This is a genomic window from Candidatus Melainabacteria bacterium, from assembly GCA_003963305.1.
In the GTDB taxonomy this organism is placed as follows: domain Bacteria; phylum Cyanobacteriota; class Vampirovibrionia; order Obscuribacterales; family Obscuribacteraceae; genus PALSA-1081.
In genome coordinates, this window is sequence record RXJR01000009.1 from 461486 (window position 1) to 484035 (window position 22550).

The 22550-nt window shown below is 50.5% G+C and carries 28 protein-coding genes and 1 tRNA gene; 24 read left to right on the forward strand and 5 right to left on the reverse strand.

The genetic code is table 11. From position 1 onward, the window contains the following. Positions 1-28: 28 nt before the first annotated feature. Positions 29-1387 (reverse strand): hypothetical protein, encoded by a 1359-nt coding sequence (locus EKK48_12000; protein ID RTL42701.1) that lies wholly within the window; start codon positions 1385-1387, stop codon positions 29-31. Then, complete coding sequence (hisD, locus tag EKK48_12005; GenBank protein ID RTL42702.1) at positions 1350-2660, reverse strand: histidinol dehydrogenase; 1311 nt, start codon at positions 2658-2660, stop codon at positions 1350-1352. The genes EKK48_12000 and hisD overlap by 38 nt, the downstream gene beginning before the upstream one ends. A 280-nt stretch (positions 2661-2940) precedes the next feature. Between hisD and EKK48_12010 the strand changes: the two genes are divergently transcribed. After that, on the forward strand, positions 2941-3486 hold the full coding sequence (locus EKK48_12010) for an N-acetyltransferase (GenBank protein RTL42703.1): 546 nt from the start codon (positions 2941-2943) through the stop codon (positions 3484-3486). On the opposite strand, the gene EKK48_12015 is transcribed toward EKK48_12010, so the two are convergent. Further along, complete coding sequence (locus EKK48_12015) at positions 3469-4317, reverse strand: haloacid dehalogenase-like hydrolase (protein RTL42704.1); 849 nt, start codon at positions 4315-4317, stop codon at positions 3469-3471. The genes EKK48_12010 and EKK48_12015 overlap by 18 nt on opposite strands. A gap of 576 nt (positions 4318-4893) precedes the next feature. Here EKK48_12015 and hflB point away from each other — a divergent pair. Then, positions 4894-6882 carry an ATP-dependent zinc metalloprotease FtsH gene (gene hflB, locus EKK48_12020; GenBank protein ID RTL42705.1) on the forward strand — a complete coding sequence of 663 codons (1989 nt, stop codon included), beginning with the start codon at positions 4894-4896 and terminating at the stop codon, positions 6880-6882. Between the two features lie 24 nt (positions 6883-6906). On the opposite strand, the gene EKK48_12025 is transcribed toward hflB, so the two are convergent. After that, the gene (locus tag EKK48_12025) at positions 6907-7923 is read right to left on the reverse strand and encodes a hypothetical protein (GenBank protein ID RTL42706.1); all 1017 of its coding nucleotides are present in this window, start codon (positions 7921-7923) and stop codon (positions 6907-6909) included. Positions 7924-7967: 44 nt separating this feature from the next. Next, entirely contained in the window at positions 7968-9617 is a 1650-nt protein-coding gene (locus EKK48_12030; protein RTL42707.1) for an alpha-D-glucose phosphate-specific phosphoglucomutase, read from the reverse strand. A 275-nt stretch (positions 9618-9892) separates the two neighbouring features. Here EKK48_12030 and EKK48_12035 point away from each other — a divergent pair, with 275 nt between their 5' ends. From EKK48_12035 to EKK48_12140, 22 genes are all read left to right on the forward strand, one after another. Then, positions 9893-11329 carry a hypothetical protein gene (locus EKK48_12035; GenBank protein ID RTL42708.1) on the forward strand — a complete coding sequence of 479 codons (1437 nt, stop codon included), beginning with the start codon at positions 9893-9895 and terminating at the stop codon, positions 11327-11329. Between the two features lie 157 nt (positions 11330-11486). Further along, positions 11487-11560 (forward strand) — tRNA-Arg (locus EKK48_12040). A 109-nt stretch (positions 11561-11669) separates the two neighbouring features. Continuing rightward, a complete protein-coding gene (locus EKK48_12045; GenBank protein ID RTL42709.1) occupies positions 11670-11942 on the forward strand; it encodes a hypothetical protein in 273 nt (90 codons plus the stop codon). A 25-nt stretch (positions 11943-11967) separates the two neighbouring features. Next, positions 11968-12216 carry a hypothetical protein gene (locus tag EKK48_12050; GenBank protein RTL42710.1) on the forward strand — a complete coding sequence of 83 codons (249 nt, stop codon included), beginning with the start codon at positions 11968-11970 and terminating at the stop codon, positions 12214-12216. 247 nt (positions 12217-12463) lie between these two features. Continuing rightward, entirely contained in the window at positions 12464-12649 is a 186-nt protein-coding gene (locus EKK48_12055) for a hypothetical protein (protein ID RTL42711.1), read from the forward strand. Continuing rightward, positions 12646-12996 carry a hypothetical protein gene (locus EKK48_12060; protein RTL42712.1) on the forward strand — a complete coding sequence of 117 codons (351 nt, stop codon included), beginning with the start codon at positions 12646-12648 and terminating at the stop codon, positions 12994-12996. The genes EKK48_12055 and EKK48_12060 overlap by 4 nt, the downstream gene beginning before the upstream one ends. Further along, positions 12990-13286, forward strand: coding sequence for a hypothetical protein (locus tag EKK48_12065; GenBank protein RTL42713.1), 297 nt, complete (start codon positions 12990-12992; stop codon positions 13284-13286). Before EKK48_12060 ends, EKK48_12065 begins: the two co-directional genes overlap by 7 nt. Beyond that, positions 13286-13516 (forward strand): hypothetical protein, encoded by a 231-nt coding sequence (locus EKK48_12070; protein ID RTL42714.1) that lies wholly within the window; start codon positions 13286-13288, stop codon positions 13514-13516. The genes EKK48_12065 and EKK48_12070 overlap by 1 nt, the downstream gene beginning before the upstream one ends. A 251-nt stretch (positions 13517-13767) precedes the next feature. Then, positions 13768-14049, forward strand: coding sequence for a hypothetical protein (locus EKK48_12075; GenBank protein ID RTL42715.1), 282 nt, complete (start codon positions 13768-13770; stop codon positions 14047-14049). Positions 14050-14144: 95 nt separating this feature from the next. After that, the gene (locus tag EKK48_12080) at positions 14145-14423 is read left to right on the forward strand and encodes a hypothetical protein (protein RTL42716.1); all 279 of its coding nucleotides are present in this window, start codon (positions 14145-14147) and stop codon (positions 14421-14423) included. Next, a complete protein-coding gene (locus EKK48_12085) occupies positions 14424-15893 on the forward strand; it encodes a DEAD/DEAH box helicase (GenBank protein ID RTL42717.1) in 1470 nt (489 codons plus the stop codon). After that, entirely contained in the window at positions 15894-16121 is a 228-nt protein-coding gene (locus EKK48_12090) for a hypothetical protein (GenBank protein ID RTL42718.1), read from the forward strand. Further along, on the forward strand, positions 16114-16512 hold the full coding sequence (locus EKK48_12095; protein ID RTL42719.1) for a hypothetical protein: 399 nt from the start codon (positions 16114-16116) through the stop codon (positions 16510-16512). Before EKK48_12090 ends, EKK48_12095 begins: the two co-directional genes overlap by 8 nt. A 94-nt stretch (positions 16513-16606) precedes the next feature. Continuing rightward, complete coding sequence (locus tag EKK48_12100; GenBank protein ID RTL42720.1) at positions 16607-16867, forward strand: hypothetical protein; 261 nt, start codon at positions 16607-16609, stop codon at positions 16865-16867. Continuing rightward, positions 16860-17117: a hypothetical protein gene (locus tag EKK48_12105; GenBank protein RTL42721.1), complete on the forward strand. Its 258-nt coding sequence runs from the start codon at positions 16860-16862 to the stop codon at positions 17115-17117. Before EKK48_12100 ends, EKK48_12105 begins: the two co-directional genes overlap by 8 nt. 9 nt (positions 17118-17126) lie before the next feature. Next, entirely contained in the window at positions 17127-17393 is a 267-nt protein-coding gene (locus EKK48_12110) for a hypothetical protein (protein RTL42722.1), read from the forward strand. A 366-nt stretch (positions 17394-17759) separates the two neighbouring features. Beyond that, positions 17760-17957, forward strand: a complete 198-nt coding sequence (locus tag EKK48_12115; protein RTL42723.1) for a hypothetical protein — start codon at positions 17760-17762, stop codon at positions 17955-17957. Positions 17958-17982: 25 nt separating this feature from the next. Next, entirely contained in the window at positions 17983-18330 is a 348-nt protein-coding gene (locus EKK48_12120) for a hypothetical protein (GenBank protein ID RTL42724.1), read from the forward strand. A gap of 29 nt (positions 18331-18359) precedes the next feature. Then, positions 18360-19601 (forward strand): hypothetical protein, encoded by a 1242-nt coding sequence (locus EKK48_12125; GenBank protein RTL42725.1) that lies wholly within the window; start codon positions 18360-18362, stop codon positions 19599-19601. Positions 19602-19629: 28 nt separating this feature from the next. Continuing rightward, on the forward strand, positions 19630-19815 hold the full coding sequence (locus EKK48_12130; protein RTL42726.1) for a hypothetical protein: 186 nt from the start codon (positions 19630-19632) through the stop codon (positions 19813-19815). 248 nt (positions 19816-20063) lie between these two features. Beyond that, positions 20064-20300 carry a hypothetical protein gene (locus EKK48_12135; GenBank protein RTL42727.1) on the forward strand — a complete coding sequence of 79 codons (237 nt, stop codon included), beginning with the start codon at positions 20064-20066 and terminating at the stop codon, positions 20298-20300. Then, the gene (locus EKK48_12140) at positions 20264-22468 is read left to right on the forward strand and encodes a hypothetical protein (protein RTL42728.1); all 2205 of its coding nucleotides are present in this window, start codon (positions 20264-20266) and stop codon (positions 22466-22468) included. The genes EKK48_12135 and EKK48_12140 overlap by 37 nt, the downstream gene beginning before the upstream one ends. The last annotated feature ends 82 nt before the right edge of the window (positions 22469-22550 follow it).

A 22550-nucleotide genomic window follows, 5' to 3' on the forward strand; every position in this document is an offset into this window, starting at 1 on the left:
TTCGCTCCTGTTAGTGAGTGCAGGCGAGTCAGGCAAGAATCTCGTCGAGAAGATCCGTAAAAGGATTCGAGCCACTGTGTTTGGTAGCTCCGAGTTCGACAGCCATTGCCAGTCCCAACAACTTAACAGGTGGTTTGTATCGTTGCGACAGGGTGCCGTCTGGCACATAGTCAGCTAACAAATTGACTGTCAGGAACGGACAACAGAAAAGTGCTGAGCGAACGAATGTTCGCCAGTCGTCTTTTAGAAGTCCGTTTTCCTTGAGCAGAGCAACAGTCGGAGCGAGGACATTGTTTATACGCGACTGTAAGTGTGATATTCGCAAGTGGCTTGGTTTGAAGTCGTGTAAGATGTGAATGACGTTGCCTTGAATAGAGTAATTCAATTTGAATTCTTGCAAGACCTGGTCCGGGAAGTACATCCATCTGGCAAAGATATTGTGAAATAAGGGCTTTGTCAGATCCAGCAGTGGATGGTGCTTGCCTGCAAATGCAGGATCGAACATGTAAAACTTTTGTTTTTCCATATCGACGAAGATATTGCCGTTGTGTGCGTCTCCATGCCCGGGTACAGCGGCTCCTTCTTTCGGTTTGAGCACAGTCCTGCTGCGCTCGATTATTTCGTTGAGTGATTGCGAGTATTCCACACCGTTGATGTTCCATCGCATTTCCGCCAGCGTCTGGAACGGTATTGAGGTTGATTCCAGATCCAGCAGCTTATTTCTATAGAAGAGTCCGACTCGCCCGTCTTCCGCCAGGCGGTGGGAGAAAAGCTGGTGTATCACAGCTTTCGATTGCTGTTCGGCTGATGCCCTGGTCAGGTTTTTGGCGTATATATCAAATACCATTTTATCCAGATCAACTTGTCCATTAAGGAGAATCGTCGAGGTGGAACTAACTGCAGTTGAAGCACACTTGATACAGCTATCTTCTTCAGTTTTGAGGAGATCAAAGAGAGTCGGATAGCTGATTATTTGATAGAGGACAATCTGTTTTCCGACTCGGTGAGTCACCTGCTTAGATGTAATAATCGGATATCCAGCCTTCGCAAGTTCTGTCGCGTTGTAGTATTCAGAGACTTTCTCATTTTCTTCGGTGTGTGTTTTGAAGAAGAACCTTTCACCGTTGTCGAATGTGACAAAGCCATTGAGCGAGTTCAGCGATTCTGGTTTGGGCTGCAGTTCTACCTTTTGGATTGATTGGTCTTCGTTCTCGCGCAAGAAATCAAGCAAATCTGTTTCAGCGCCTGCTTTGTCGCTAAACTGCTTTTTTTGAATGTCACTGAGATGAAGCGCTGCTGCCATATAACTTTTGCGAGATGAGAACCGAGAGGTTTGCGAATTGTTTGAACTATTCGAACCGCACCTCAACGCTGCGACGGTGCGCATCCAGTCCCTCTACGGTGGCAATAGTCTGGACAATCGGCTTGAGCCGGTGTAGTCCCATTTGGGTCAAGCTGGAGAACTGAACGCGTTTCATAAATGTCCAGACTCCTACGGCCGAAGTTTGTCTTGCCCATCCTGCGGAGGGTAAGATGTGATTGATGCCAGTCGCATAATCGCCTGTAGCCACTGGATTGTAGTAGCCGAGGAAGACAGACCCGGCATTAGTTATTTGCCCGAGTGTTTGTTCCGGCTGGTCAACCAACACTTCTAAATGTTCTGGTGAATATTGATTGGTGAAGTCAATCGCTTCTTGCATATTTGCAGTGACGATCAAGCCGCTGTACATAGAGAGCGCTTCCTTAATGTACTTCTGACGCGACAGCGTTTCATATTGTCGCTCGATTTCCTCTTTTGTGAGTTTAGCCAGCTCCATCGAGTCCGTAACCAGAACACCGGCTGAATCGGGACCGTGTTCAGCTCGAGCCAGTACGTCGGCAGCACAGTATCTGGCTTTGGTACGCAGATCGATGTCATTGCCTGTGGTGCCATCAGCAAGAATAATCGCTTCGCTTGGTCCGGCCGGCATATCGATAGCAACTTTCTGCTGGCAGAGAATTTTCGCAGCTGTCACATAAGGACTGCCTGGTCCCGCAATCAGGCTTATCGGTTTGATACTCTCTGTGCCGTAAGCCATCGCTGCGATCGCTTGTGCACCGCCGACTCTGTAGATTTCTGTCAGTCCGCATTCATTGGCAGCAATCAGTACTTCGTAGTTCTTGCCTTTTGGCGAAATGCAAGAAACTATACGCTTACATCCGGCCGTTTTGGCTGCCACTGCCAGGATCTGTTGCACTGTAGGGAATGGATTCTTCCCTCCTGGAACATATAACCCGACCTCGTCGATTGGCGTCCATTTCTCGCCGACCAGTATGCCTTTCTCAAGTTCGATCTGCCAATCGCGGATCTGTTGACGCTGAATTTCGTGGAACTTTCTTGCTAACTCTATCTGCTCTTTGATTCGATCAATCGTCTCTTTCGGAGTGTTCTTGTATGCTTCGTCGATCTGTTCTCGAGTAACTTTAAGCTGTGAAATTTCGAAGTTTGGTTCGTCCCATTCTCTGGTGAATCTAACCAGGGCCTGATCGCCTTCAGTGCGCACTGCTTGAATGATTTTTTCGACACTGGCCTTGACTTCGTTTATGTCGACATTGGCGCGAACCATCAATTTGTCTAAGTCCGCTTTGGACATGCTTTTCAGTTCGTGTATCTGAATCATCCGATGCTCCCGAAAATACCACTGGAATGAAAAACCCGCTGTGAGCGGGCTGCCTGCGACGCAAAACGAGCCTCTTGGGTGCGTTCGAGTCTGGGAAACGAAGCAATTCGATGCGTGCTTCTGATTTCAAGCCAAGGGTACCATGTGAGCCTCATGACAGCTAGTCAACTATACGATTCGTTAAGGCGGCAAAGTCAAGCTGGCGCACCTCAGGACCGCTCCGCATTGTTCAAAATTGATATCAAATGCGATACTAGATCGGTGCCAGGAGAGCCTATGCATGTTACAAACCGAGCGATTATTATTGCGTCGCTGGAAAGAGTCTGATTTTGAGCCTTTTGCAGCATTGAACGCTGACCCTGCTGTCATGGAGCATTTTCCGAAGACTCTGTCCGCCGAAGAGACAAGAGCCCTGATTGAGAGAATCGAGAATCGGTTTGATGACGATTTGTTCAGTCTATGGGCGGTAGAGATATTACGAGACGAACAGTTCATAGGCTTTGTCGGTCTCTGGCGACCGACCTTTGAGGCGCACTTTACTCCCTGTGTTGAAATTGGGTGGCGTCTGGCTAACAGTTCCTGGGGGAACGGTTACGCACCTGAGGCCGCACGAGCTGCATTGCAATTCGGCTTTGAAAAAGTTGGATTAGAAGAGATTGTGGCAATGACGGCCACGACAAATAAAAGGTCGATGCGAGTGATGGAAAAGATCGGTATGACCTTTGACCCCAGAGACAACTTCAAGCACCCGTATCTGGAGGATGGTCATCCCCTGCAGGAACATGTTCTTTATCGAATCAAGAACAAATCAAGAGCGCTTCTGTGACAGCACAATGCTGTTTGCCACCGTTTGAACGGTTATTCTGAGCATTGCCCCCAACCCTGACATCGCTTGAAAATCAGGCGGGTAGACCGAAAGTACGCGATCTGCTCTCATAAATTCTTCTAGAGCCTTCTTTGCTGATTTCTGTTGCGACGGATCGAAAACTCCGTAGCCGTAGCCACCATGTTTTTTCAGTAACGAAAAGCAAGGAATGTCAGTCAGTCCGTCTCCTACGTAAATCATATTCTTGAAAGGAATACGGCGTCTTTCTTCAGCTACTGAAGTATTGACCGCGCAGTGATGATTCAGAACATCTGAAGGACGGATACCTTTGTTAATCTCGAACAGATATCGAGTTTTCTCGGTAAACGTAATGCATCGCTTGATCCAACGAATACTTGTGCCTTCAGCGTCTTCATCAAGAGTGCAGCCATAGATAGCCGAAAATTCCTTCGCGATTTTCGTTCCCTGCACGAGGTCCTGTAAACCACCACTGATAATGTAAAACTCGAGTCTCAAATCGGTCGAGACTGCGTTTACAATCTGGCGAAGATCCTCAAACATATTTAAAACGCCGGGATAATAGCAGTCCAATTCAGCACCGAACTTGCCCAGGTCTTTATTAGTCAAATTTCCCAGAGGCTTATCTGGTCCAATGTTTTCAAGAATCAGTCGCAAGTAGGCGTGGGCTTGGTCGTAACCCTGGTCTATTAGTGCTTTTGCCTGTTCGGTCCAGAATTTTTCGACGTCGATGCCATGTTTTGCCAGTAACGCCGACGTGGAGTCAGGCATCAGGGTCTCGTCGAAGTCGAAAATGACGGCTACAGTGTCCAAAAGGGTGTTTTTCTCTTGAATTTTTTCCGATATCGGAAGAAATTTGGGGCTGAATTTTTTCCGATATCGGAAAAAATCACTGACAGGAAGAGGACTATAGCACTGTTTACGCCCGCCAAAACCATGACAGCGCCGACCTTGCTTCCAATTTAACGAAGCTCAGCAGGAGGTTCTCGGGGGTGCCAAGTGCCACCACTCCAGAACGTCTATTCACCGGGTGCCATCATAAAAAGTCGCTTGCTTAAGTTCTTGTGGCACGATGCTAAGGCCGTTTGCTGAAACAATGGATGGCACCATCGTTAAGTCCGCGCCGAAACACCCGCTATCAGAATTGCCACCAATCTAAGCCGTTTGCTTCGAGTTTGTACCTCTCAAAGCCGCTTGCTATGCAGGTTTTGCAAGCTCAGCAGACTTCATTGTGACTTCATTTTGGCTGTGTTTCTTCACAAAGTAGATACATTTTCTGAGTTGCGTGAAAGATATAAATACGTAGCCGAAATGTCCAAGACTGGCTGCTGATGAGCTATCGCTCTTCCTGAAGTACTGCTGGATGATGCTTGAAATTGAGAGGTGTGCATGAAGAACAAACGGAAAGTCGGACTGATAGCCATTTTTTTGTCAGCTGTCGCTTTGATTGTTCTTGCTTTTGCCGGTGTGTTCGATCAGAAGATGATTCCTCGGCTGCCTGATGAAGCAGCGAACATGCGATCTGTTACGAGCTATGAGTTGGATCGGATCTTTGCCGAATCGCCTGGGTCCATAGAACGAATCACCTGCTTTAAGGGACTACGTACAGTAATTGCTGATATCAGCCCGCTTGGACCAGCTCTGGTTGATTATTCGAATGCAAATTCTCTTTTGGCGAAGGCTCATTCTGCCCATATTCCGGTCCAGATCAGTGAAACGGTTCATCGTTCTTTAGTCGACCGGTTGATTTATTCATTGCATCCAACTTTCTGGATTATGCTTGGGATGTGTGTATTAAGTGCACTCGCCTTGCTTTTCGGCGAGCGGGTATTTCGTCGTCTTGATGTTAATCTTCCAGGCATGGATTCGTTTAATCCTAGTGCTTCGGAAGTCGCCTCCACCGCACCTGAAGAGCGTCGCACTTTTGATGATGTCGCTGGATGCGACGAGGCGATAGCTAAACTGAGAAGAGTTTCGCGTTGGCTTAAATCACCTGATTGGTACGAGCAATTTGGTGCAAAAATTCCGAAAGGTGTACTTGCGGTGGGACCTCCTGGAACTGGCAAGACTCTGCTCGCTCGCGCTCTGGCCGGCGAAGTAGATGCTAATTTCTTTGCGGCCAGTGGTTCTACATTTGTTGAGATGTTCGCCGGAGTCGGTGCTCGACGCGTTCGCAAACTTTTTGCTGAAGCCGTCGCTGCCCGGAAAAAGACCGGCAAGCCGTCAATCATATTCATTGATGAGATCGACGCTATTGGCAAAAAACGTGGACAGGGTAACTCGGGCGCAGATTCTGAGCGCGATCAGACATTGAATCAATTGCTTGTCTGCATGCAAGGCTTTGAAGCCAGTAGTGGAATCCTTGTGATGGCGGCGACCAACATGGTCGAATCATTGGATGAGGCTTTAAAACGTCCGGGCCGATTCGATTATCAAGTTTCCGTCGACTTACCCGACACGCTCGGTCGGGAAAAGATATTCATGATTCACACCAAAAACATGAGGCTGGCGCCGAACGTTAGATTGCGTGACCTCGCTGTACGCACGCCTCAGTTTTCTGGTGCAGATATTGAGCAAGCTTGCAATGAGGCAGCTATTTCTGCAGCCGAGCGCATTGAAAAGCTGACGGAGGAATCTGCATATCAACTAACTGACGCTGACAAAGTAATCACTCTTGAAGATTTCGACTGCGGTATCGACTATGTGCAATTCGGTGATCCAATGCTCTCCAGGGCTCGTTCGATGTCTGAAGAGGATAAACGTAACACTGCGTTCCACGAGGCTGGTCATTGTGCCGTGCAGCAGGCTCTGCGTCCCTATGGTGCAGATCCGATCACTAAAGTAACGATCGAGCCGAGAACAAAATCTCTTGGTTCAATGCAAAGTCACGCCGTCAACGATCGTTACGGATATACCGAAGAGCAACTGCGCGCCAGAATCATGACTGCTATGGGAGGGCGCATTGCGCAAGAGGTATTCTTGAATCGCAAGGACACCGGCGCCGCCAATGATTTCGAGCAGGCGACCAAACTTGCAAGGGCTATGGTGGCAGAATTCGGAATGTCTAAATTGGAGCCATTTTCTGTCAAGCTGTCGGACGACGGACAGAGACCAACAAAAATTGGCGATGAACTTGCAAATGAAATCGACGCTGAATGGAGAGGAATCATCGACGAGTGCTACCAGGAAGCGAAACGTCTGATCATAGAAAATGAGCGCCGTATTGAGCGAGTTGCTGAGGCATTGCTGGCTGAGCAGACATTGTTGGGCGAGCGCTTTTTGGAGTTGTGGAACGGATACTCAGCTACGGTGGCAGTCAATGCTCCACTTAGAGTTGAACAAGCGATCGACGATCTGGAGTCATTAATGTCCAAGTAACGGATGTCCAGACCTTCTTCAAACTCAAATAACTGGATCGTCGTCGTAGACTAATTTCAGCGTCTGACTCAATTCCATGAGGCTGATTTGCGCACCGGCCAGAACTGCTCTGATATCGGCAAGCATGGTAATGGTGTCATCGAGATCATCGAACGCGACAATTTGGGCGGACGAAGGTGCTGTGCTCTGCGGACGCCTACGGGCGATTGAACTGCCGCCGGGTGCGAGACGTCCCGATGATCTCCACCTGTCGATCAAGGTGCCTCGTCGACTGAGTTTATCGCTAGAATTGGCTTTCGCATTTAGATAGGCCCAGACGTTAGGCGGATAATGTGGTGCTAGCTGAGAGTTGCCATTTATAAATTCGAGCAACATCTCTGGAGTTGTTCTGCTGAAGCGTGCCTCGTCGCGTTGCTGCTTAATTGTCGAGGCTGACAGCGACGTTTGCACGCCCCCATCGAAAATTTCTAACACATTGGTCGGTATGAGAGAGCCAGGCGTGAGCGCATTTGAGTAGCCACCAATTTTGGTCAGACCACCGCTTATCAGGTTGATGAAAGTGTTGCGTCTGAGGATTCGCCCCCTTTCGTCAGCCAGTGTCGCTTTTCTGTCTCCAAGCGCTGACATACCGGAATTTAGCTTTGCGATTGTTGAATCGATCTCCAGGTTTGCTGTCTGGAAATATTGATTCAATTTGTCGTGCAGGTAAATGATGCGCAGATTGCGTTGCATCTCCTCAGGAGATTTTGGCGCTGCTGGTGAGCGCCTTGCTAATTCTTGTTCTTTTCTCAGTTGAGAGAGGACCTTTCCAATGCCCGTTAAATCGGCAAGTTCGGAGGCACGGGCGCTCAGCTGCCCGGGTTTGGGTGGGACGTTCGCATCGTCACGCTCAAGCATCATCGCTGCTGAATCGGGATTGAGACTTGGATCGTTGGGATTCAGCTTATTGGCCGCAAGGACGTGTATCGGAAAAAGCGCCGAGAAAATTGTCAGAGCACTACATAACGTAAGCGTCTGAACGAAACGTTGGTTCGAATTCATTTTCTGTGGTGAAAGTTTCCGCATGCCACGGTACAAATGGCTAGTTATGTAATGACTGTCGGTCGGTCCCTGTCAGTTAACGCTTTGATCGTGGCTAGTTCGTCCGCAATTTTGATCAGGGGGGCTAGTGCCTCTTGTGTTTCCTGATCGTGCAGGTTCGTATCCGCTTCGTAACTTTCGAGGTAGATACGCAGAGTAGCCCCGTGCGTGCCGGTGCCCGAGAGTCTGTAGACGATGCGTGATCCGTCTGTGAAAATAATGCGGATTCCTTGTTTCGAGGAAACGCTGCCGTCAATCGGATCTGTGTAGCTGAAATCATCTGCGGTGGCAACTTCGTATTTGCCGAACTTCTTGTTTTTCAAGCCCGGCAGCTGTTTACGCAGATGTTCCATCAAAGACTCGCACTTGCTGCTTTCTACTTCCTCGTAGTCGTGACGAGAATAGTAGTTGCGTCCGAATTCCTGCCAGTGCTTGCGCACGATCTCTTCTACGGATTCCTTGCGAACGGCGAGAATGTTCAGCCAGAACAGAACTGCCCAGATACCGTCTTTTTCTCGGATATGATTTGAACCTGTGCCGAAGCTTTCTTCGCCGCATAAAGCGGCTTTGTCTGCATCCATCAGGTTTCCGAAGAATTTCCAACCGGTCGGAGTTTCGTAGCAGGGAATGCCGAGCTTTTTAGCCACCCTGTCTACTGCGCAGCTGGTGGGCATGCTGCGAGCTACGCCGGAAAGTCCTTTCTTGTATCCTGGAACGAGAGTCGCATTTGCGGTCATGATTGCCAGGCTGTCACTTGGCGTGACAAAGAATTTGCGGCCGAGAATCATATTTCGATCGCCGTCTCCGTCTGATGCAGCTCCGAAATCGGGGGCGTTGCCTCCGAACAGAACCTCCACCAAGTCGTGAGCATAGACCAGGTTGGGGTCTGGATGTCCACCACCGAAGTCTACCAGCGGTGTTCCGTACATCACTGTATCTGGTGGCGCGCCAAGACGCTTCTCGAAGATTGAGTGACCATAAGGACCTGTTACTGCATTCATGGCATCGAAGCGCATCCGGAAATCGCCCTTCATGATCATGCTTTTGATCAGGTCGAAGTCGAATATTGATTCCATCAATTCCTGGTAGTCGGCCACAGAGTCGATAACTTCAACGACCATGCCACCCAGGTTGTGTTTACCAAGCTCGTCGATATTTACATCGTCGGCTTCGAGAATTTTGTATTCGGTAATGCTCTTGCTGATGGCAAACATTGCCTCAGTTACTTTTTCAGGTGCTGGTCCGCCGTTTTCGGTGTTGTATTTGACGCCGAAATCGCCGTTTGGTCCACCCGGATTGTGGCTAGCGGAAAGTATGATGCCGCCGGCACATTTGTTTTTACGGATCACGCATGAAGTCGCGGGCGTCGAGAGGATTCCGTGCTGACCGACCTTGACTGCTCCGATACCGTTCGCTGCCGCCATTTTGAGGATTATCTGCACGGCTTCTCTGTTGAAGTATCTGCCGTCGCCACCAAGTACGATTGTCTTGCCGTCAAGTGGTCCGGCACTGTTAAAAATCGACTGGACGAAGTTCTCCAGGTAATTTGGCTGTTGAAAGGTCTTTACAGCCTTTCGCAACCCGGAAGTGCCGGGCTTTTGATCGCTGAAAGGCGTCGTTGCGACAATGCGAACATCGGACGTTTTTGTGCTCATTACAATGACCTTCCCTGTCGGAAGTGGAACCAGTGGCGGCTTGTGTGCCCGTTAGAGTATATCAGTCTTGTATGCTATTACATGAAACCCGTTTGGTTCCGCTTCGTCTGACGCCAGTTTCGTTCACCATTTGGGAGACTTCCTGGTTGCAAAGGGTCGGGCTCGAAAAGACTGAGATATCGCGGTAAATTGCGAAAATCCGCGCATCACGAGCTTTGCCGATGTATACTATGAGGTACGAAACTACTTTGTAAACTACAGTTGCACAGCCAAGTATGCAAGTCGCATTTAGAAAAAAACAGAGAAGTTTGAGCATACTGCTGTCACTGTTCAGCATTGGCATAGCAGCCACATCCGTCTACCTGTTTTCTCAGCTCCAATCAGCTAACTGGTGGGTTTCGCATACGTTGGTTGTGCTGGACGAGGCGGCAGAGTCGCTTGTCTGTCTTATGGACTGTGAAACTGCCTATCGCGGCTATCTGATTACCGGCAGCGAACAGTATTTGGCTCCTTATGAAAAGTGTTTCGGAGAAGTGGAGAGTCACATAGAGAAGATTTCCGCGCTGACAGTCGACAATCCACGAGAACAGGCATTAATACCTGAACTGCGAAAACTTGCGTCTGAAAAAATCAAATTTAGCCAGCAGGTTATCGAAGCCCGCAAGAAGGACCAGCAACGTGACTCCTGGAAACCTGGCAAAACGCTCATAAATATTGATACCGGCAAAGATCTTATGGATCGATACAGGACTTTAATAGGCAAGATACAGTCCGAGGAAACAAGGTTACTATCGGAAAGACAAGAGCGAGTCAGACAGTTGTCTCAAACTTCTTTTGTGGCGATTTTGCTGTTCTGCGCTGCTATTTTAGTGGCGGCCTATTGGATTATTAGAACTTCTGAAAAGTTTGCAAAAGCCGAGGTGGACGCTCTTGAGACTATTACCAAGGCTCGAGACCAGGCGATTCAGTCGAACTTGCTCAAGTCGCAGTTTGTTGCCAATGTCAGTCATGAGATAAGAACGCCATTGAGTGGAATGCTCGGAGTCTGCGAATTGCTGGCTGCGGCTGATACCGTATCTGATACCAGAGAGCTCTCTACTCTGATATTAGACTCGGGGCGAAAGCTAATGACTCTCATTAACGACTTGCTCGACTTCTCCAAAATGGAATCAGGCAAGTTCACCTTGCTCGAGGAGGACTTCTCAATCGAGTTGCTGTTACATGAAGTCGCTAACGTGATGAGGACACTTGCCGATTCTCGAAATATCAAGCTGAATGTTTTTTGTGATACGGCATTGGAAGGTTCGTTTGTTGGTGATTCATATCGTATTCGCCAGGTTCTGCTAAATCTCGTCAACAACGGCATCAAATTCACGAACAAAGGAGAGGTTATTGTTTCTGCGAAACTGGCTGACTCGAATGAAGGACAGGTTCAAGTTCGTTTTGACGTCAAAGACACCGGAATTGGAATATCGCCGGAGCAGATGGAACAGTTGTTCGAACCTTATACGCAGATGGATGGTTCACTGACTGAAAGAAACTATGGTGGCACCGGACTGGGCCTTTCCATTTCTAAAAAACTGGCTGAATTAATGAACGGTTCAATGGGTTGTGAAAGTGAAAAGGGTAAAGGCAGTACCTTCTGGTTTGTTGTGCCGTTAAAGCGCTCAAAAGTGCCAGTGGAGAGCGATTCGGTCACATTGGCGCAGTGATTTTTTCCGATATCGGAAGAAATTCAGCCTCAAAACCCAGATTTCGGACTGCCAGGACCTTTTGGGCTATTTTGCCAGTTGCTGATGCGTCCCTTCTGGGCGTCGGAGCGGTCCTGAGCTTGACGCGCCTGTATGCGAGGCGCTAGCATACCCGCGGGCGCCCATAGCTCAGCTGGATAGAGTACTTGGCTTCGAACCAAGGTGTCGGGAGTTCGAATCTCTCTGGGCGCAAGGCTTACGGGATTTATACATTGGACAAGCTACCACCAAGCGAACGACCGATATACACCCTAGATATATCCCGCATATGTGGATTCCGCGTGAACAGGAGTTAAAAGCCTTGGAAATACCGACCATCGGCTTCATAAGTATTAACAACAAGCGGCACGAGCTCCAGCGCCCACCTAAAGAATTCGGCAAAGAGAATGACGCCGTCTTCGTATTGCCATCGGCTTCATTCGCAGATTTGAAGAAATTGGAAGGAAACACAGTCGATTTCCTTCTTGAGCATAACGACATCGAACCCGGCGAACAGCACTGGGTCTACGGACAGTTTATGTCAGTAGCTAAAACGTTGATTGGAACTGAAGTTCATGTAAGGTCGGAGGGATAGCCGTATGCCGCGCGGAATGGACAGAATGAAGCCGATACACCCATTGGTCAAACGCCTTTGGGAACAGGAAAAGTACAAGATAAGCACTGCCACAGAAGCCGCCAGGCGGTCTGGTGAGAGCGCGTCGACTGTCGCAAGCACTATAGACGTTGAAAGAATGAACGCATTAATAGAACGCATTGAGCACACTGCGGAAAAAATCGGCGTTCGCCCTTCAGACTTTCTGGCTGAGTTGCTTGAGTATATACAAGAGAACGAACGCAAAATATCCTGAAAGTATTGACCAGTAGCACGTTTGAGCGGTCGAGCTTAGACGTGCTTTATTCGTGCAAATTTTCTTTCGCAAATTTGCGAAAGGTCGTGTAAGATATCTTCACTGGCGACGGAAACGTGTCAGTAATCGCTGGAAATCCAGCCGCAGCAGTTCTTACAAAATATAGGCGCAGCCTAATTCTAGTAGTGGCGGGGTAAAAACCGCCCCTGCTGCGTCTTTTGCCAGTGCCGAAAGAAGGGAAAGGTCAGTGGCCAAAAAAACCGAAATTGAGCAGCACAAGGAAGCCGCAATTAACGAGGTCCGCTGTCATCAGCAGCAAATCTTAAGTTTGTACCCGAATAAGTCCAAGCTTCAGAAAATCGCCCAGGAAGGATGCCGTCAAATCATCAGGGCTATTGAGTTGATTCCCAGCGGCGAAGGGGAAGAAGAATGAACCAGATCCAACGACTGGAAGCCCAGAAGCAGCATGTCCGCGCATTCGCGGCGCTTTGTTATGGCGAAGACTTCGCGGCGTCCTTGTTCGACAAGGCGCCAGAAACCATCCAGGAAGCGCTAGCCGCACAGATGCCATACAGCAAGCTTGAACTGATAATGCTGATCGAGGCGCACCGCAATATTTTAATCACAGTGATGCGCCGCGCCGGCGTCCAGGAAATGATCATCACGGGGAACGAACTGGTCGAAGCCGCGAAGTATTTCGGAATCGAAGGCGGCGAACCGAATAACGACAATTTGCTTCATTTGCAGCTGATTCGCACTAAAGGCGGTGCCGAATGCTAGACACAAAAAAACTGCCAGTTCAAATGATAACGGACATCGCCCAGGCGCTGGGCTACGACGAAGACGAAGAAACGCCGGAAGAAATGGCGAACCATGTCGCCGGAATGACGCCGGTCGAAGCGTTCGAAAAATGGTGCCAATGGCATGGGATTCTAGGTTCGCTGCCGTTGCAAATGATTCGCGTTCTTCGCACGCTGGAAGCCGCCGAAAAAATCAGACCTTCCATTCCATCCGGCGAAGTCGTCGTCGACTATCAGACGGGTGAAACCCGCCCGAAAGGCGGTGTGTAGTGGAAATCAAGTTCGTTAGCCACCTGTGCGAAGAGCACAAAAACGTAATTCCCAAGAACTTTGAAGCCTGCGTTCATCCTGTGGACCCATATGCACCTAAAGAAATCTGCTGCTTTGAAAACAAGGTAGTTGTGTGTAATGCGCCCGCCGTTGTTCGGCTAGTAGCCTGGCGCGGCGCGAAGCGTGACGGAACCAAGGCGCTGTCTGAATTCGCTAAAGGCGGTGTGTAAAATGTCGTCGATCTATACCCTTTTTTACGTATCGGCTGAACGCTATCTGAGCGCCTTAGCTGACCTTCGCCGACAAGGCTGGCATGTAATTTCGCATGGTTCAGCCTGGGACGGCTACTTTATATCGCATCTCTAAAACGAGAACCTAGAAAGACCGGACCGAATGCCCGACATCATAAGAGCGCACTGGGAGTGGATTCTATCCGCTGCGCTCTTTTCTTTTGCGTACTTTTACTTAGGCTGGTGAAATTTTGAACAGGATTCGATTAAAACAAACCGACGCTGCCGAACTGAGCGAACGAGACTTGAACGTCCTGGCGCATTTCGCGCTGCCGGCATCGGTCGCCGCAAAAGTGCTTGACCTGCGGGTTTCGACGTTTCGGAAGTATACGGAAGACGTAGTTCAGAAGCTGGGCGCGCCGTCAAAAGCGTGCGCGATTCTGATCGCGATTCGCTCAAAGGTTTTGGTGCCGGAAGAATTTGTTCTGCCGGCGTCGTTGGACGGATTCGAATTCGACAAGTTCGAAGATTAGGACATCAGGGTCTGGGGCACTTTTCCTGGCTTTCGGTTATGCGGACCCTTATAAATGCGGCAAAACCAGGACCCTTTTTCAGAGGACGATAGTAAATGCAACTGAAAACCTTCAAGAAAAAACCGAAGGAAGTACGCGCCTTCCAAGTCACCAGCGAAATGATCGTCGATCAGTGTTATAGATTCGGCGATGTCGTCAGGTTTGCCTTAGCCGAATACTGTATTGGCTCATTCAGTGGACACCTAAAGATCTGGCGTCCTGTTGACGATGCTTCGTCGCAAGACGCGTTCGTCGGCGACTGGATTGTAATCGACCACAAGGGGCGCTTATCCGTAATGAATCCGCATGATTTCGCTAAACACTGGGAGGAATAGATGCGCACACCGCGACCACACCAGACGAAAGCATTAGCCGACCTCCGCGCAGCCTACAATGCGGGTTTCGAGCGCATCCTATACCAGCTGCCGACCGGCGGCGGGAAGACCGACATTATGGCTATGATGTGCGCCGAAGCCATGCAAGACCCAGACCAGATCGTCCGCATCGACGTGCATCGCGACACTTTGATTCAACAATTCAGCGAGCGGTTGAATTTATTCGGTCTTGATTTTGGTGTGGTCGCCGGCGACTATCCTGAAGCGCCACACAAGCGAATCCAGCTGGTGTCTGTGTTTTCAATGGCGAAGCGCCTGGACCGCTACCCGAAACCGGATATTGTTCTGAACGACGAATGCCACAATCGCGCCGCTAATATCTGGGAAAAGTGCGCGATACCGTCAGCGGTGACAATTGGTTTTAGTGCGACGCCTTGCCGGCTAGACGGAAAAGGTCTGCGCGATTACTACGACGTGCTTATTTGCGGACCGCAGCCGAAAGAATTGATTCGCGACGGCTACCTGGTCCGACCGATTATCCACATACCGACGCGCGTCGACGCTTCCGCTTGCCGTGTGACAAAAGCCGGCGACTGGAATTCGGATGACGCCGCCCAGGTCGTGACCGCGAAAGGTATCACTGGGAAAGCTATCGAGTCGTATAAGGAATTCTGCGACGGGCTGCCGGCGGTCGCGTTCTGCTGCAATGTCAAACACGCTGAACAGACTGCGGCTGAATTTAACGCTGCGGGCATTCCAGCAGCGAGCATCGACGGAAAACAGTCGAAGTACCACATTCGCGCCGTTCTTGAAAATCTGAAGAATGGTTCGCTAAAGGTCGTGACCAGTTGCGAACTGATATCTGAAGGCTTCGACCTGCCCCTGGTGACGGTGTGCATAATGCTACGCCCGACGAAGTCGCTTCGCCTGTTTTTGCAAGCCGTCGGGCGCGTGCTTCGCGCTGCCGAAAACAAACCATTCGCGTATCTGCTTGACCACGTCGGAAACGTGCTGAATCCAGAGTTCGGAATTCCGCACCGCGACCGGACCTGGACGCTTGACGGAAGACCGAAAGTCGAACGCGGCGAGCGCGAGGCGATACCGCGCATAGTGCAGTGTGAATCTTGCTATTCGTGGGTAGAACCGGCGCCGCTGTGCGATGTTTGCGGCGCTGAAATGAAACGCGCCATGCGCGAAATCAAAGAAATAGAAGGGCGACTGATGCGCCTGGAAGAAGAAGCGGCTGCCGAAATTTTGTCGAAGGCGCAGAAGGAAAAGGCGCGGAACGAAATCCATCAATACGCCTACAAGATGTTTTCGAAAACGAATCCGCTAACGCTGCCGTCGTTTATTTCCTACTGCGCACAACGCGGATATGGTGCGGATTACGCAGCGGTTATCTGGCGTGCGTGCCTGAAGAAGAACGCCGCGCGTGTAGCAAGACAGCAGGCAAACAGGAGGGCTGGTTAGGTGTTGACGGATGACGAACACGCACTGGTAAAGCGCATTGGCGGGCTAGCTTCTCTATTCGAAAAAATATTCGGCAAGGAACATCCTGCCGATCTGGTAGAAGCTTGCAACCACATTCACGCGCTGCAAAATATGGTGCTATCTAACTGCGCCGCCCGCTGCTATCCCTACCAGTATCGCCTTCTCGGTCACACTGCTGTCGCAAAGAAGGATGGTGATAATGCTTGAATCCGCAGTAAAAATCCTGGGCTTAAAGTGCCTGCGACATCTTCCCTGGGTCGTTAAGATGCTAACGAATGCGCGCGGCGTCGCCTACGTCAAGCGCGGCGGCGTCTACGAACAGCGCGCCTTCGGCTGTGGTCCGAACGGCACTAGCGACCAGCTGGGCTGGCGCGAGTTGATTATCACGCCGGATATGGTCGGTCGGAAAGTCGCGCAGTTTGTCGCATTCGAATTTAAGCAAGACCTGAAATCGAAGCCGACGAAAAAACAGGCGAATTTTATCAGTGAAGTGAAAGCCGCCGGCGGCTGCGGTGCTGTGATCTTCGGACCGGCACCGGAACCACAGATCGAGCGCGCTTTGTTCATGTCATCGAAGGGGGTCAAAGTTTGTGAGTAGGTTTATAAATCATCCCGAAAGATATCAATCAAAGTCCGATACCGTCCAATACCTACGGCAGGTCGCTGACAAGGTCGAAACTTACGCTGACGACATGCGTTTTATTACCCGTGTTGAACTGACCTTTTGCTCAGAAGCGGACATCGCAAACACAGAACAAAAGCGTCGGGAGAAAAGCGAGCGCGCTGTTAAAGCAAAAGAAAGGCGTACCCAAAGAAGACAACGGGACCGCCTGATTTTTGAAGATTCAAAAATAATGAGTCGGAAAGAACTGGCGGCAAAATATGGATTGTCCATCGGGCAAGTGAGCATCATAGCTAGAAGCTGGCGCTGGCGGTATAAACGCGATGAATAATTCCGAACTAAGAAAAGCGGTGTCATCGAAGGACCGCCTAATTACGAAGCTTCAGAAGGACCTGGCGAAAATGCAGCGCGAACGCGACGCCGTGTTCCTTGCCCTGGCTATGCAGCCGCACACCGCGAAGCTGTCGGAATCTTTGGCGGTCGTCATGCGCGACCTGGACACGGGACGCCTTTCAGTTCCGCCGGCGGATATCCAGGACGTGCTAGACACCGCATCTGGTATCAGCAAATTACCGTTTTAAGGGGGTGTTATGGGAGTCAGAATTCTGGCAAGCTTTGGCCGACCACTACCAGAAAAACCGAAAAGCCGCGACGAACTGAAGGCTGAAATTCAAAAGCTGAACGGCGATCTTGTCGCGACTCGAAACGTTCTTTCGTGCGTCAAAACCAAAAATGAACGCCTGGAAAAAGAAATCGCCGAACTTACCGACCCAGACCGAATCAGCGTCGACCATTCTTACTGGCTAGAAGTCCAGCGCAAGATAAAGAAGCTTGGCTGGCTGTGGGGGATGCTATGACAAGGTTGGCGGAACTTAAACAGGACAGCGCTGTCCGCTGCGGTTTCATTCAGCAGATTTTGACGAAGTCGACGCACAAATTTGTCGTTCGACTTGGATTATGGGCGATTGACTTAGCAGAAGGCGTCCACTGGCACGGGCGGACATACGGGATTGCGAAAAAGCTATCACCCTGCCGGCAGTGCGGAAAGGAAATCACGGAATTAGAAATGGCGGAATGGTTCCGCTGCCCCGCCGCACCACAGGAGGTATCACGTTGCAATACTTATTCACCCCCGCCGGCGCTGCCCTTAGCTTCGTCGTTTGGGCGTTCTTCTTCGGCATCCTGTTGAACATTGTCAGCTTTGCAAAACCGAGGAAATTTAAATGAATGCAGTGGTAAACACCCAGAATCATAAATGGACCGAAAAGGAAGTCGGACGAAAGCCGCTCCTAGTCTGGTTTCTTCAGTGCGATTACTGCGGTTCCGCCGTGCCCGTTACGACAGCACAGCGCGACCTGGAAGTCGCCTGCCCAGCCTTGCCCCAGCCGCGCCGAAATCCGCCGCGACTTTACGAACGATAACTGTCCGAACCAAGAGGAAAAACGAATGAATAAACTGATCGCATCTGTTGCCCTGGGCTTAGTCACCGTCGCTACAAGTGCCGCCATATGCGGTGCCGCGTTCGCTGACGACCGAAGCGAAAAAACGCTGAAGGTTCTGCTGCATCTAAGCAATCGCATCACCGTTCTAGAGTCCGCTATGCCACAGAACGCTAAGCACATTGCAGAAGTTGACTGGGCGCAGCACCAGGGGCTTTTAGCCGCTGACAGGAAGCTGACAAACCTGGCAACGGGCGAAGGGAAGCTGGCTACCCGGATCGCTGAACTTGAACGCAAAGTCGCCGGAATGCAGAAACAAATCACGGTTTTGCACGCGAAGAAAGCCGACAAGTAAACCACACGAATAGCTAAGAGGAAAAACAATTGAGCGCATTACAACAAATAGAAATCAGGATTGCGGACCGCGATGTTCCGTTCCAGGCGAGTAAGATCCACGCGGATTATTATTTGCTCGACAAAAAATCGGTCGACGACGCGAAGTCGGAAATTCAGAAGCAGCGCGACCAGGCTGTCGATAAGTGCTTCCTGGCAGACCGCGACATCAAGGTTCTGAACAAAGCTGGCTATGCTGCTGTCGAACAGCTGGAAACGCTAGCGGCGGAATTTCGCTTAATGGTCGCTAAGAATATGTCTGTGCAAGGCGCCGCGCTTCCATCAGAGGAAACCATCGTTAGGCTTCAGACAATGGAGTTTCCGACCTGGTCGAACTTCGTCCAGGAAGCCTGGAACGCCCAGCGTATGCCAGAAGAAGTTCAGGCGGCTATCGATTCGCGTTATAGCGGTTCGCACGCGCCGGCGGAAGGCGGCAAACCGAAGAAAGGAAGCAAGAATATTGACGGACAAATGTCCATTCGCGATATTCCGACGGACGAACAAGCGGAAGGCGGTCCAGTCAAGACTATGACTATCGCCGAACTGGAAGCCAGGAACGAAGCCATTCGGGTATTTGCTGGCGTCGACACTGTCGAAGCCTGGGAAGCGCTGACGCCTGAAGAACAGAATAGGTTCGTTGAAGATTACGACGCTTCAATCGCCGCGCAAGTGCCGGAAAAAATGACGAACGGACTAGAAGCGATTGCTGAACGCTTTGAGGAAACCGGCTGCGGCGGACCGCTTCTGATTGGCTGCGATGATAACGCGCCGGTCGATGTCGAAGTTCGCGACGTGACAGACGAACCGAAGAAGCTGGTCGACATGACGCCGGGCGAACTTGCCACCGCTTGCGGTGAAGACCTGTCGAAAGTGCCCGTCGACTTTCCGCACGAAGACGAAGACTGGCATAAGCTGACCGACGCGGAGAAAATCGACTGGCTTAACAGAGCTTGGGAAGAACCGCAGCGAATTCTAGATGTTTCTGTAACGGCGACATCTTCTGAAGGTCAGGAGACGATAGCCGACATGGGAAAGTTACCCGACTCTCAGGAATCAACCAGCTTTGTATCGAGTGCAGCTGTGGATACGGAGTGCTCGGAAACCGATGGTTCGTCTTTGAGCGAATCGAACGCCACAGACGGAACTGTCCCATTCGCGAAGCCCGCCGGCAAGAACGCCAGGAAGCCGAAGTTCGGAAGTAAGCGCACAGCCAGCACGAAGTCCAGAAAGTAATCACACGTTCGAATTAGAGGAAAAGAAATTGGATTCAGAAGTAAAAAGCATTTGCCGAATCATTGACCGCGTCGGCGCTTGGGTCGTACTGGCGCTTACCACGCGTCAGGGTGTGAAAATCGGCGACCTAGATCCGCGCGTCTACGCTTCGATTATCGTCGAAAGCGACCGCAAAGAAGAACGCAAAGCCGGCGCAGAATACGGCGACGAGTAGCTTTTCGAATAGCTGGCTAGGGCGTCGTCAAGGAACCGGCGCCCTACGTCCGGCAATACAAGACTCTAGAAAGGTCAAAAAATGGCGCACACAGTAACAAGCAAGCCAATTAAGTGCCCGGTCTGCAAGAAAGACGCGCTTTGGATTGGCGACGAATTCGAATCGGCGACGACAGTATTTGAGCACGCGTTAGAAGCGTGCCGCATATCTAACGAAGAACTAAGACAGCTAGAAAAGAGCGCACAGACTTGATTCCAGACGAAGACGTAAATAAATGGGGGCTGGATTTGAAGACGCCCCTGGGGCACAGCCGTGCACCAGAAATGGTGTCATTCGCCGCGCTTGCCCATGAAATCAAAAGACGGATTGACAAAGTTCACCGGCGGAACGGTGTTATTCCGTTCCAGCTACAAGGCACCCTGATCGACTTATACGCAAAGGCTGACAAATGTCAAAAACTGCACCAGAAGCAGCAAAAATCCTAAACGCGACGAAAGTCGGCGACAGCTATATCGCAGTCTGTCCTGTGTGTTTTAACGGCACACTGGGATTCGGAGACGAAGCCGGCGAACTGTCTTTCACTTGCAAGAATAAATGCGCGGGCCCGAAGATACACGAAGGGCTTCAGCGTCTGGGCGTCTTCGATAAGCCGAAGCCGCAGAGGAAGGCGAGCAAGAAGAAAGACGCGGGTCTAAAGTGGTGGACTGACGGCAAGCTAGCCGGCGAATGGACCTATCGAGATTTCGACGCAGAAGGAAATATCGTCGAAACACTGAAGGTCAAGCGCTACGACATGCCCGACGGCACGATTCAATATCCGTCTAGTCGTCCACCCTACGGAATGAACGACGGCGGAACCGAAGGCTGGAAGCCGGTCCTGTTTGACTATCCTGAAATCAAAGGTTGGATAGCGGAGAATTGCAGCGTATTTTTGACGACAAGCGAAGAAGCCGCGCGGCGTCTGCAAGACGAAGGATTCGCAGCCACCACACACAAGGGCGGTTCGAAATCACAGTGGCGCGTTGAGTACTCAGAACAGCTTGCCGGCGCAAAGCAGATTGTCATATTGACCGACGGCGATAAAGCCGGAATCGAGCACGCGGAAGCGAAAGCTAAGGCGCTGAAGAATAACGACTTTCTGGTGAAAGTAATCAGGCTGAATCCGCTTGAATGGCTAGGCGACAAGCACACGGCTGACGAACTGATCGACTTAATCGAGGCGACTGAATACTTCGTACCGGCACCGCCGGAAGTGCAAGAACAGCCAAGCACGTTCATGCCAGGCGTTCAGAATCCGTTCACCGAACTGGCTACAGCCGAACGCTTCGCGAATGATTTCCGCGACGTTTTGATATATGCCGGCGGGCTGTGGTGGATCTGGAACGGTAAGAAGTGGGAAGAAGACGAAAAGCATAAAGCCGTTCTTCTGGTCGGTGAGAGCGTTAGGAAGTGGTACAAAATCTTTTCGACCGACGGCAACATTGACCGCCAGGAGCTTAAAAACTGGCATAAGGCGCTAGAATCCCTGGGCGGTCTAAAACACGTTCTAGAACTGTCTAGACCGCTTCTGATACGCGATTTCGAAATCTTCGATAACGATCCGCTTCTGTTGAACCTGCGGAACGGAACTTATTCGTTCGAACAGAAGAAACTGCTGCCACACAAGAAAGAAGATTATTGCAGTAAAATTATCGACATCGACTATAACCCGAAAGCCGTCTGCATCACATTTTTGGACGGTCTGAACAAAACTTTCGCCGGGAACCGGACGATTATCGAATTCGTTCTTCGTGCGATCGGTTACTCACTAACCGGGCTGACAGACGAACAAGTCTTCTTCTTCTGCTACGGACCGCAGGGTCAGAACGGAAAGTCGACGCTGCTTGAACTTGTCCAGAAAATCATGGGCGAGTACGCGCGCGGTATGTCGAAGAAGCTGATTCTGGAAGGCGGTCAGGACACTAAGTTCGGAAACCCCTGGCGCATCGCCGGACGCCGCTATATTCTGCTTGACGAAATCGACGAAACCGACCGCGTTTCGGAAACCGCACTTAAACAAGTCACCGGCGAAGACACCGTCAGCGCTTCCAAGATGTTTAAGGACGCGACGGAATTCATGTCGGTTTCTAAGCTGTGGATGAGGGGTAATGAAAAGCCGCGCGTTAAGGCTTCTGATTCCGTCTTTCGCCGCGTCGTCTTGATACCGTTCATGGTGCGAATGGAAAAGGTTCCACGAATCAAGTCGCGGCTATGGGCTGAGCGCGAAGGCATTCTGAATCTGTTTATCGCAGCAGCCGAAGACTACATGAATAGCGGTCTTCGCATACCGCCCGAAATCGACGAAGCAACAAACGAGTACCGAAAGGAAATGGACATCTTCAAAGACTTTCTTTCGGAATGCTTCGAACTAGAAATTCCAGAAATCCCGAAAGAACACAGCCTTATGTTCGTGCGCCGCGCGGATATGTTCCGCGTGTTAACGCAGTGGCAAAAGGAATGTGGTCACGCCAGGACCTGGGACATACATCGAATGCAGCGCGAAATGAAGGCGCGCGGCTACGAAATACGGAAACGCGACGGACATCCCTGTTATAGGGGTCTGAAGCTGACACCGGAATGGACACCGAACGAGCGCGTTAGATTCCGCGCATAAACACACCACACACAAGAGGGATTGAAAATGCCGAAAAAAGTTCTAGTTGCTTTGCCGCCTGGACTACTTGAACAAGTTGACT